The 12,170-nt window shown below is 35.5% G+C and carries 9 protein-coding genes, 1 rRNA gene and 1 pseudogene; 10 read left to right on the plus strand and 1 reads right to left on the minus strand.

Features of this window, described 5'->3' with window-relative positions; genetic code table 11:
- Positions 1-88 precede the first annotated feature (88 nt).
- Both OPR49_RS01465 and OPR49_RS01470 read left to right on the plus strand, forming a co-directional pair.
- Positions 89-931: a ParA family protein gene (locus tag OPR49_RS01465; protein ID WP_006280226.1), complete on the plus strand. Its 843-nt coding sequence runs from the start codon at positions 89-91 to the stop codon at positions 929-931.
- On the plus strand, positions 928-1,779 hold the full coding sequence (locus tag OPR49_RS01470) for a ParB/RepB/Spo0J family partition protein (protein WP_006279814.1): 852 nt from the start codon (positions 928-930) through the stop codon (positions 1,777-1,779). The genes OPR49_RS01465 and OPR49_RS01470 overlap by 4 nt, the downstream gene beginning before the upstream one ends.
- Before the next feature lie 809 nt (positions 1,780-2,588).
- Here the strand turns inward: OPR49_RS01470 and OPR49_RS01475 are convergent.
- Positions 2,589-3,203, minus strand: coding sequence for a hypothetical protein (locus OPR49_RS01475; protein WP_006279813.1), 615 nt, complete (start codon positions 3,201-3,203; stop codon positions 2,589-2,591).
- 153 nt (positions 3,204-3,356) lie between these two features.
- On the opposite strand from OPR49_RS01475, the gene OPR49_RS01480 reads away from it, so the two are divergent.
- From OPR49_RS01480 to OPR49_RS01520, 8 genes and pseudogenes are all read left to right on the plus strand, one after another.
- Positions 3,357-4,861, plus strand: a 16S ribosomal RNA gene (locus OPR49_RS01480).
- A gap of 100 nt (positions 4,862-4,961) precedes the next feature.
- Positions 4,962-5,339, plus strand: a complete 378-nt coding sequence (sdhC, locus tag OPR49_RS01485) for a succinate dehydrogenase, cytochrome b556 subunit (protein WP_007548462.1) — start codon at positions 4,962-4,964, stop codon at positions 5,337-5,339.
- Positions 5,336-5,692, plus strand: coding sequence for a succinate dehydrogenase, hydrophobic membrane anchor protein (gene sdhD, locus OPR49_RS01490; protein WP_265027240.1), 357 nt, complete (start codon positions 5,336-5,338; stop codon positions 5,690-5,692). Before sdhC ends, sdhD begins: the two co-directional genes overlap by 4 nt.
- A gap of 76 nt (positions 5,693-5,768) precedes the next feature.
- Positions 5,769-7,022, plus strand: coding sequence for a hypothetical protein (locus OPR49_RS01495; protein ID WP_265027241.1), 1,254 nt, complete (start codon positions 5,769-5,771; stop codon positions 7,020-7,022).
- Positions 7,023-7,138: 116 nt separating this feature from the next.
- Positions 7,139-8,427: pseudogene (locus OPR49_RS07750) on the plus strand (sugar phosphate nucleotidyltransferase).
- Positions 8,428-8,838: 411 nt separating this feature from the next.
- On the plus strand, positions 8,839-10,068 hold the full coding sequence (locus OPR49_RS01510; protein ID WP_265027242.1) for a lipoprotein-releasing ABC transporter permease subunit: 1,230 nt from the start codon (positions 8,839-8,841) through the stop codon (positions 10,066-10,068).
- Positions 10,061-10,792, plus strand: coding sequence for a hypothetical protein (locus OPR49_RS01515; RefSeq protein WP_265027243.1), 732 nt, complete (start codon positions 10,061-10,063; stop codon positions 10,790-10,792). The genes OPR49_RS01510 and OPR49_RS01515 overlap by 8 nt, the downstream gene beginning before the upstream one ends.
- The gene (locus OPR49_RS01520) at positions 10,789-12,009 is read left to right on the plus strand and encodes a heme biosynthesis protein HemY (protein WP_265027244.1); all 1,221 of its coding nucleotides are present in this window, start codon (positions 10,789-10,791) and stop codon (positions 12,007-12,009) included. The genes OPR49_RS01515 and OPR49_RS01520 overlap by 4 nt, the downstream gene beginning before the upstream one ends.
- Positions 12,010-12,170 lie beyond the last annotated feature (161 nt).

Here is a 12,170-nt window from a genome sequence, read left to right on the forward strand (position 1 = left end):
TTAGTGTGGTTAACAACAAAAAAATTTTCTAATGCAAAAGTTTCTTGCATATATACAATAGAATTATTTTATACATAAGATAAAAGGCGTGAGCAAGATTATTGCAATAGTAAATCAAAAGGGTGGAGTTGGCAAAACCACAACTAGTATAAATTTATCGACAGCCTTTGCTGCTGTGGGAAAAAGCACTTTATTGGTAGATCTTGATCCTCAAGGAAATGCTAGCACCGGGCTCGGGATTTCTTATCGTAGTAGGGAAGAAAAAAATATATACAAAATACTACTAAGCAGCGAAAATAAATTGATAGAATCGGCAATTTTCAATATAAAGGAAATTCCAAATTTATCACTAATTTCGTCAGTAGTTGATTTATCAGCTGCAGAAATTGAATTATCGCAACTTGAGCGAGGAAAATTTGTGCTAAAAAGCGCATTAGAGAAGATACGCGATAATTATGAGTATATAATCATCGATTGCCCTCCATCACTTGGGCTTCTAACCATAAATGCTTTGACTGCTGCTAATTCTATTATTGTCCCTCTTCAGTGTGAATTTTTTGCTTTGGAGGGATTAAGCCATTTAGTTAAAACTGTAGAGCTGATAAAAAGAAATAACCTAAACCCTTTTTTGGCAATAGAAGGGATAGTGTTAACAATGTATGACAGGCGCAACAAACTCAGTGAACAGATTAAAAACGATATTTGCCAGTATTTAAATGATAAAGTATACAAAACTATCATCCCATTGTATGAGACTGTTATTCCACGTAACGTACGGTTATCAGAAGCGCCTTCTCATGGAAAACCCGCTATTGTGTATGATCTTAAGTGTCCTGGTGCACAAGCATATATAAGTTTGGCAAGGGAAATTTTAAAAAAGCACGCGAGCAGTTGTAAGGAGAAGAAACTAGTAAGCGAGGGCGTAGTATGAAGGATGATAGACGTCTCGGCAGAGGTCTTGCCGGCCTCATAGGCGATAATTATGATAATAAAGAAGATCGACAAGAGCATTTGCCTATCTCATTACTGCACCCAAGCAAATTTCAACCGAGGAAACATTTTGACGAGGAGTCATTAAGAGAACTTGCAAATTCGATAAAGAAAAGTGGCATTATACAGCCTATCGTGGTACGCAAAGATTCAAATGATGATGGTTATGAAATAATAGCTGGAGAACGTCGTTGGCGAGCAAGCAAGATTGCAAATCTTGATAGTGCACCGGTTATCATAAAAGATCTGAGCGACAAGGAATGCTTGGAAGTATCCATTATTGAAAACATACAAAGGCAAGATATTAATCCAATAGAGGAAGGTGAAGCTTACAGAAAACTGATAGATGAGTTTTTCTATACACATGAGGAATTAGCTTCAGCTATAGGCAAAAGCCGCAGCCACATAACCAATATGATTCGGATGTTGTTGCTCCCTGATAGGGTGAAAACAATGATCAATGAGAAAAAATTGTCTATGGGTCATGCAAGAGCGTTGATAAATGTTGAAAATGCGGAAAGTATTGCAGAAAAAATAGTTTCTCAGGGCTTAAGCGTTAGACAAACTGAAAAACTGATAAAGGACCTACATCAAAACAACAATCAAAAAGAGCAGAGATATACTAGAAATCAAGATATGACAGTAATAGAAGGCGCTATATCTTCTCAACTTGGTTTAAAGATCAAAATTAATGACAACAATTCTAAGGGTAAAGTTATGATACGGTATGATAATCCAAATGAATTGGATTTGATATTGAAAATTTTGAATAGGAAACTTGAGGCATAGCTAGTAGTTGGCTAGCAAAGCAACAAACCAATATCAACTGTTGGTGTCATGAAAGTAGCTGACACTGGAATCCAGGAATTTTATTAAGTTGGTAAGCATAAAAGTATAACTTCTACGTCATACCGCCGCGGTATCCGCTAACAAGCAGCGGGATGACGATTGTCAGGGTAGCTGTCATCCCAGTGCCCTGACTACTTGGATCCAGGAAAAAGAATGGTGTCATCCCAGTGCGTGACACTGGGATGACACCCTAGTAGAAATCGTTTTTGTAATTGCAACATTCGTGCAATCTTTAGCCATAAATATTTAAAAAATTTACCAAATAAAAAAAAAGGCAAAAGAAACCCCGTGGTGGTTGGCTATTTACCATGTACTAAAATATCGGCGTTTTTTTTATTCTAAAATGCTTGATTAAGAGCGATTTAGCTGCTTTTAACTTGCAACTAACCTACACCGCAAGTATTTAAGAAATTTACTAAGCAGGAAAAAAGGCAAAGAAACCCCGTAGTAGCTAGCATTCAAATTCTCCCTTGTCAATTTGACGTTTTTTGCTGTCTTAAACGCTTTGTAAGCGCGTTTCGGCTTATATAGGTAAAAACCCAGAAATTTTTAAAGACATGCGATGCACGTAGTGCGAAAAATTAAACATGAGACGCCAAATACCCTAAGTTTTTTGTCATTAACCTGCACAGATTGCGAAGATAAATAAATAGCTTCAGTTTTATGATAAGGGAGCTGGCGAGGCTTGTCAAGGAAGTTTTTCGTTTCATCCAATGCGCTGCCAAAAGCTATGCAAAAAGTCCAATGAGTTAACTCCCATATATCCTGAGTAATTCTTGTGCATTAGCTTTGATTAGGATAGGGCATTTTCTATCATTTAATAGGGAACGCAATATTTCAGTTGCACCCTTAACGTCGTTATTGTGTATCTTTACTATAGCGATGGCTTCTTGGCTTGAATAAGGGTATACTGTGCTTGATTCTAAATTATCAATTTTGTCTTTATTTATTTTTTCACCGTTGGAGTGAAGTAAGCTCATTACTTCTAAATATTGTGCTAACTCACGCAAAACACCAGGAGCATCTTTATCATCTGCCAAATCATTATAAATAGATGCTGTGTCTGTTGGCATTGAATCTGAGATATGATTGAATGCGCGTTCAAAATTTGCTAAATACTCCCAATTTGAATCTATTTCTTCTAGCAGCGGCTTATTATCTTTTTTTAAGAATAATACTTCGTAAAACTTGTCACCTGCAGTTATAGATTGTTTTGTGTTATCAATGTTGCGCAATAAGTATAATGTGATGCCAACTAACATTGGCGCGAGTGCAAGCAGAAAGATGTATTTTTTCATGGTAATATTCCAAATAGTTATATATTTATACATTAATGCTTTTGATTTGCAAAAACATATTGACATAGTGATTATATCACATAATAATATTCTTAAAGTTGTTTGAATAGTTGGAGATTAAAATATTTCTAAAGTAGAAATAAAGACAGCAGTATTAAGCTAAATTATTTTTTGTCGGATTTATCCGATGTACCCTCAACCTTTTATAGGTTGAAGTCTAAATTTGAGAGTTTGATCCTGGCTCAGAATGAACGCTGGCGGCAGGCCTAACACATGCAAGTCGAACGGAGTTATATTGTAGCTTGCTATGGTATAACTTAGTGGCAGACGGGTGAGTAATGTATAGGAATCTACCTAGTAGTACGGAATAATTGTTGGAAACGGCAACTAATACCGTATACGCCCTACGGGGGAAAAATTTATTGCTATTAGATGAGCCTATATTAGATTAGCTAGTTGGTGGAGTAATAGCCTACCAAGGCAATGATCTATAGCTGATCTGAGAGGATGATCAGCCACACTGGAACTGAGATACGGTCCAGACTCCTACGGGAGGCAGCAGTGGGGAATATTGGACAATGGGCGAAAGCCTGATCCAGCCATGCCGCATGAGTGAAGAAGGCCTTTGGGTTGTAAAGCTCTTTTAGTGAGGAAGATAATGACGGTACTCACAGAAGAAGTCCTGGCTAACTCCGTGCCAGCAGCCGCGGTAATACGGAGAGGGCTAGCGTTATTCGGAATTATTGGGCGTAAAGGGCGCGTAGGCGGATTAGTAAGTTAAAAGTGAAATCCCAAGGCTCAACCTTGGAATTGCTTTTAAAACTGCTAATCTAGAGATTGAAAGAGGATAGAGGAATTCCTAGTGTAGAGGTGAAATTCGTAAATATTAGGAGGAACACCAGTGGCGAAGGCGTCTATCTGGTTCAAATCTGACGCTGAGGCGCGAAGGCGTGGGGAACAAACAGGATTAGATACCCTGGTAGTCCACGCTGTAAACGATGAATGTTAAATATGGGAAGTTTTACTTTCTGTATTACAGCTAACGCGTTAAACATTCCGCCTGGGGACTACGGTCGCAAGATTAAAACTCAAAGGAATTGACGGGGACCCGCACAAGCGGTGGAGCATGTGGTTTAATTCGATGCAACGCGAAAAACCTTACCACTCCTTGACATGGAAATTATACCTATTCGAAGGGATAGGGTCGGTTCGGCCGGGTTTCACACAGGTGTTGCATGGCTGTCGTCAGCTCGTGTCGTGAGATGTTGGGTTAAGTCCCGCAACGAGCGCAACCCTCATCCTTAGTTACCATCAGGTAATGCTGGGGACTTTAAGGAAACTGCCAGTGATAAACTGGAGGAAGGTGGGGATGATGTCAAGTCATCATGGCCCTTATGGAGTGGGCTACACACGTGCTACAATGGTGGCTACAATGGGCTGCAAAGTCGCGAGGCTAAGCCAATCCCTTAAAAGCCATCTCAGTTCGGATTGTACTCTGCAACTCGAGTGCATGAAGTTGGAATCGCTAGTAATCGTGGATCAGCACGCCACGGTGAATACGTTCTCGGGTCTTGTACACACTGCCCGTCACGCCATGGGAATTGGTTTCACTCGAAGCTAACGACCTAACCGCAAGGAGGGAGTTATTTAAAGTGGGATCGGTGACTGGGGTGAAGTCGTAACAAGGTAGCAGTAGGGGAATCTGCAGCTGGATTACCTCCTTAGGCTTTGCACATAATTTACCATTTTTAATGATGGTGTTGTTATGTGCTATACTGCTGTCTTTACTTCTACTTTATTTTAATTTCCCGATAACGGAATTTTATGAGTGATAGACCTCTTTCTCCACATTTACAAATATATAAAGTACAAGTTACTAGTTTTTTCTCTATTATGCATAGATTGACTGGTATCTTGCTATTCCTTTTATTAATGATACTTTCTTGGTATTTCATATTACATGTTTACTTTCCTGAGTTACTTATAGTAAGGTACTTAAATGCATTATTATTCACTCCTGTTGCTAAATTAGCTTATGTCTTATGTTTTATAAGTTTTGTATATCATTTTCTTAATGGTATTCGTCATTTATTGTGGGATGCTGGGCTTAATTTAGAAATTACTGGCGTTTCAAGGAGTGCTATACTGTTGACAGTAACGTTACTTCTTTCTACTATGGCTTTTTTATTTATGTTTATATGAGTCAATCTGGAAATTCAGTACATCATTGGTGGGTTCAGCGTGTTTCTGCAGTGATTTTGCTGCTCCTATTTCCTTGGTTCATCTATTCATTTTCTTGCGCATTTTATACTGATAGCTCTTTGTCTTTTAGTGAAAAATTTATTAATCATCCTTTAGGGCTTTTATTTTTTGTTGTATTGTTGTTTTGCATTTTTTGGCACGCAGTTCTTGGAATGCAGGTAGTGTGTGAAGATTATATACATAGCGTACCTTTGAGGATTTTTACAATTACATGCATAAAGTATTTATCAAGCATTACTTATATAACCCTCGCTTTTACAATCTTTATCTTCTACAGGCATATTTTCTTGTAAAATCACCGGTTCTGTGTTAACATATTATTAACATACTCATTTTATTATTAAGTTATAGTGATTCTGGTTTAACAATATGCTTGCAAGTCTTACACTAGGAGTAAGGAGCCTATTTACTTCATCTGAGCCTAGCACAACTTATGTCAAAGACCTTAGAAAGGTAATGATGTATGATGGAAGGAAATGCCAGTATCCAAAAAATTATGATCAAATTGTACAGTCTGCTAAAATCATAGAAAACAGGGATATGCATGGAAATGCTATACTAGATAAAGATAAAAATCCAACCTATAAACTTTTGTATGGTCAAAAAGATGAGAATGGAGAACAACCAAGTTTCAGATTATCTTTAGTTACCAAAGATGAAGATAATGATAGATCTTATTTTACTATCAATTATATAGACAATCAGGGTAAGCAAATTCCTACAGATTCGTTAAATAAGTCATACTTTGAGCCATTAGGCTTTTCGAGAATGGATTTGAAAAAACACGTGCCAATTTTTGAAGCTGAAAAAACTAAGGATCCTCAATATCCATTTGAATTAACTAATTCTTCTGTGCTAACTAAAGAGGTAAAAAATAAAGAAGGTAAAGTTCAGGAAGTTGTTGATGAAAAAGGAAGAAATGGAGAATTATTATACACTAGTGATTACAAGAAGCTAAGCACCCATTTTTCAGAAATTAGAGATCAGAATGGTAATCTAGAGCTAGATAAAAGTCTTATATCTGTTCCTATCGTTTTTGCTACAAGTTTAGCTAAAGTTTGTACTAAATTGTTGACTTCTCTTCCTATGAAATTAGGGGAGTATTTAATAGGTAAACAAAACCCAATTGCAAAGTCTTTTGGTTATCTTTTATTTACTCCTGCAATGGCAGTAAAAAATTTAGTGGATATGGGAGCTACCATACTTAAGGCTCCAGTTTTATTATTTGTAGCGGATAAGAAAAAGTATGGTGATGCTTACTTCACTATGTGGAAACACCAATTGAAAGAATGTTGGGAAGAAGCAAAAAGTGACTTTAATGTTATTAAAGGTGAAGAAAGGCTAAAGCCGGATCATAGGAATCGTAAGTCACTAGTGGGCACATGGGATGAGCTTAACGCCAGGAGACCAGATATTGAAAGAGACTTAGAAAAGGCGCTGAATAAAAGTAGTGAAAGTATAGATAAATCTAGAGAACCAGGTGTTGGAAAAAGCTTAAAGAATGAAAGCATAGCTGAGTCTGGAAAAAAGGCTATTGCTCAGGAGAAATTGAGCAACCATGCTGATAAAATAACACAAAAAAGACAGGTAGGCGCAAGCGCTCCATCATACGAGAGACAATAATCAGCTACTACTTTAATTAACATTTACTTTCTTTATTAACTATTCCACAACAAAAACTTGCATGCATTTTGCCTTCAGTATAAGATATTAATTATTTAATTAATTTTCTTAACTAAATGCGCCCTGTAATATTGTGTGGTGGTAGTGGCAGTAGACTTTGGCCTTTATTCAGGCCAAAGCAATTTCAGAAAATATTTAGTCAGAACACTATGTTTTACAACACTTTGTTGAGGCTAAAAAGCGATTATATGCCGCCTATAATTGCCACAAATATACAGTACGAGTCGTTAGTGAAGAAGGAGTTGCATGCGCTGGAGAATATAAAGTGATTTTCGAACCAGTGAAAATTGGAACAGCAGCGGCGATATTAATTGCTGCACTTCTCTGCAATGAAAACGAGACAATGTTAATTCTGCCTTCAGATCATTTCATAGGTGATTTGAATAGTTTTTATGCTTCTACTCAAAAAGCGTCTAAGTTAGCCTCTGAAACTAACTCTATAGTCACTTTTGGGGTTAAGCCTAATGAATTCAATTCTGAATACGGCTATATAAATGCAGTATATGGTCAGAAAGAAAAATGTCATATAGTGAAAGATTTTACAGAAAAACCCGAGCGTAAGTTAAGTAACGATCATTATTGGAACTCTGGAATATTTGTGTTTAAAGCAAAACGCTACATAGATGAGATTAAAAAATCTGCCCCGAATCTTTACAATTTATGTTTTAAACATTTCACACCGCAAGAGAGATTTCTATATTTAAAACAACGAGATTTTGCAGGAATTGAAGACATATCCATTGATTACTTGGTGATGGAGAAAGCAAAGAACGTTACAATGATAGAGGCTAATTTCGATTGGCTGGATGTTGGAACTTGGAATTCAGTTTTAGAATTGAGTGAGAAGTTTAGTAAAGAACCGGTGTCATTTCAGCATGTGATTAGAGAAAAAGAACCAGTTTCAACGACAGAAAGTAATAAAAATTTATTGGGTGGAGCTTGTAAGCAACCAAACAAAAGTCTAATTTCATTTATTCATAAAGTTAAGAAAGTAAAGGCGATAAGGAAAGAAGTTAAACCATGGGGATTTTGTAGTATAATTTTAATGAGCGAAAATTTTCTTATAAAGTATCTTTCTATAAATCCATTAAGCTGCACTTCTAAGCAATTTCATCACTATAGAGATGAATACCATATAGTACTATCGGGAGTTGGGTATGTTAGTTTAGACGACAAAGAATATGCTATAGTAAAAGACCATATGATAGAGATCCCAAGGAAAGTTTCCCATAGGATTGAAAATAGAAGCACAAGCTCTCCACTTGAAATAGTTGAATTTCAGATAGGAGAGCATTTATCTGATAATGATATAGTGAGGTTGGATGATGTATATGGAAGATTTTGAAATTCTAATGTTAAGGTCATAACTGTACGAACATTGTGATTTGAGGGCAAATCTCTACCAGGGAAGGGTGTCATCCCAGTGCTTCGACACTGGGATCCAGCTTTCATGCAACCTCATCAAAAACGTTTATTCAGCATAAGATCAGCTGCTTTCTACGCTCACCAAATCAGTTTACTTATTTGCAAGCAAAAATTTCCTGGATGCCAGTGTCAAGCACTGGCATGACACCATTTACTGTATGAATTACCTTAACAAAAACAAATGTTCGTATAGCTGTGTGTTAAGGTATTGAATATATTCTATAAGCCTGCTAAATTTAAGGAAGCAAAAATCTCTAGTTTTCAAATAAAGAAAAGTCTACAATTATATGAAGTTTCAAAAATATAATGTTTAACCTCAAAATATTTTTTAATGTCCATTGCCTTTGAAATTACTATGGCTGCTTGCTATTTGCGAGCGAAAAATGCCAGATTTTGCTCTATAATGACTTTGTTCTCTATTATCGGCATTGCCCTTGGAGTTGCAACACTAATAGTGGTGATGTCTGTGATGAACGGATTCAGAGCAAAGTTGCTTGACTCAATACTTGGCATTGATGGCCATATTAACGTTTATTTTGATAGGAACATAAATTCAGATTACTACGCAGTTTCAAAATCTATTGAGAGAATTCCTGGTATATTAAAAGCTACTCCTATGACCAATGATCAAGTTATTATTGTAGCAAATGGTAAAATTGCAGGTAGCGTAGTGCGAGGTGTGTCAACTAAAGACTTGCTTGATAGTACTGCCGTTACAAATAATGTAATTATAGGTGATGTAAAAAAATTTGATGGAGGGATAATAATAGGAGCACGATTGGCAGAAGTTTTGAACGTTGACTATGGCGACGAAATTACGTTTATATCATCTGAAGAATTTGATGCATTACTTGGTGAAATGCCGCGAATGAAAAAATATAAAGTTATAGCAATATTTGATATGGGTATGTTTGAGTATGATAATACCTTGATATATATGCCTCTAAAATCAGCACAAGCCTTTTTTAATTATGAAAATAGCATAAAAAATATAGAAGTACTTGTAGACGACGTTACTAGAGCTGATAAACTGGCAGATGCTATAGAAAAAGAAATAGGAATGGAAGCTGAAAGTTGGCAATCACAGCAAAGCCATTATTTTAGTGCTTTAAAAACTGAAAGAAATGTGATGTTTTTAATTCTTACTTTGATTATAGTTGTAGCAGCGTTTAATATTATCTCAAATTTAATGATGATAGTGCAAGAAAAGAAATCCGCGATTGCAATTATGCGTACATTTGGTGCAACAAGTGGAAGCATTATGCGCATATTTTGTGCTTGTGGTCTATTAATCGGTTTTACGGGAACTTGTCTTGGCTGTATTATAGGTGTCGTCTTTTCTCTCAATATCGAAAATATTAGAGTGTTTTTAGAAAACATTACTAACGTCAAGCTGTTTGATCCTATGATATACTTTTTTTCAAGTTTGCCAATGATATTAGTTCCTCAAGATGTAGTGAACATTTCTGCACTTGCGTTATTCTTATCATTTTTAGCGACAATTGCTCCTGCGTTGCAGGCAGCTGCACAAGATCCTGCGGAGATATTACGTTATGAATGATACTCAGCAAAAGTACATAGGTTGGCTCTTAATTGTATTGTTATTTACCGGTTACATCACAATAAATAACATAATCTTTTTAAAAATGAATCAACAAGAAAGTGAAAACAATGTGAAAGCTTTAACGGAAAACATGGATGAATTTAGAATGTTGCTTGAAGTTAATCAATCTAGAACGGAAAAAAGGATATTTGACTTAAAGAGAAGTCAGCATACTCAATGTGAGCAAGGTGATAATAACTCAAGATGTAAGAACCTTGCAAAATTGCTATTACTTGTGGTTAAAATGAAGAATTCGTTATTGCGAGAAGCAAAATTTGATAACCATATAAATTCAATAAAGCCTTTGATATCAGAGCTTGACGATCCAGAGATAGAAAATGCAGTAAATGAATTAGAAAATTTGAAAGAGATAAATACCTTACACGAATTGAAGTTATCTTTTGAAAAAACTATTGATACTATCTGTTACAACAAAAGTACATTGTCTAAAAAAATCATTTCAAACTGGATAAAGGTAGACGACCGGAATGATCCATTAAGAGTAAAATTTGCGGAAATTGAGGAATCAATAAACGATAATGATTGGCAGAGCATAGCTACTACAATAGGAGATTTAGCACACCCAGAATTCAAGCCATGGCTGAATAAATTGAATGGTCTTATTGTAGCTTCTAAGAATATTTCAACAATATATCATCACTTATTACAATATATCTCATGATTTATTTTATAATTTTCGCTCTTTCGTTTTTATTTGGCATATGGGTCAAGGTAAGTGGTGAAGTAATAAAATTAGAATTAGGCAATTACATTATAAGTATTGATCTATATTTCATTATTTTTACTTGTGTAGTTTTATTATTTTTGTTAATTGCACTTGCACGCTTTTTTTCTTCCATTTCATCAACATTTGCCAACATAAGAAATAGAAGAAGGGATAGGGAAGAATTGCTTCTCTTTGAAGCTTTCTTTAGCATAGACTTAGACAATATAGAGAACGCCCAAAAGGTAGTTAAAAGTCTAAATGAGAAGAGCGATAGGTTATCTTTAATAAAGCTCTTTAACTCAGGTAAGACGGGAAATTACAGCTTTTTCAGTAACGGTTTAACAAACGTTGCAAATAAAAATCGTAACTTAGCTCTACTTCTGGCCAATAAGCTGATCGTTCACCTCAAACAAGAAAAAGTAGTCTTTCAAAAATTTATAGAATATTGCTCTAGTTCAATTAACGATAAAATGCTATCTATTCCCTTTCAAATAGAGCATTACATATTGAAAGAAGATTGGATTAATGCAATTTTGAGGTTGAAGGAAGCAGTTAAGTTCAATATTTTTCTTCCCTTTGACCATAAAGAAATGTTTGCAGTTTTTTATTGTGCTTTGGCAAAACAATATGAAAGTAAAGGGGATTTTAAAGGGGCTATAAAGTCTTTATTCAGAGCGCAAAGTTATTATGCAACCTTTCGGCCCATCAATTATTTAAAGGCAGAATTATACATCAAACTTGGAAAAATCAGAAAAGCTTCTGCAATGCTAGAGGCAGAATATGCAGTAAATCCTACTCCTCAGTCAGCTAAAATGTACATCAATTTGAATAGTAAAGGTGCTGAAAGACTATACAACTTACGCCCTGATTATTATTTTAGTTACTGTTTACTTGCTTTGTCCTCAATGAGTTCAGGTAAATATGATCTTGCAAGTCAATATTTAGACACTGCTATGAAAAAAGCTAATTACATGTCAATCTACTTTATTGTAATACAACTCAAGGTTACATTGCAAGAACACGACAAGGTAATTTATTGGCTAAACAAGATGGGCTCAGAAGCTTTGCCTGATCCAGGCTGGAAATGTAAAAATTGTAACAGGGAACTAGAACAATGGGATCATAAGTGTTCAAGTTGTAATAGTTTTAATTGTGTTTATTATATATTATAAAATTCCACAAAGTGTAGAAATTACCATTAGGCTACTTTCACATTGATATTGCTGAAGTTAGAGCACTTTCTTAATATAATCCTTATCTCCAAACAATAAACCTGCAAGTTTCTTAGCTAGACTTGGTTTTAATGTCAAAAAAACTTGCTTTTAGACACTAA

It is taken from the genome of Wolbachia endosymbiont (group A) of Bombylius major (genome assembly GCF_947251895.1).
Classification (GTDB): domain Bacteria; phylum Pseudomonadota; class Alphaproteobacteria; order Rickettsiales; family Anaplasmataceae; genus Wolbachia; species Wolbachia pipientis.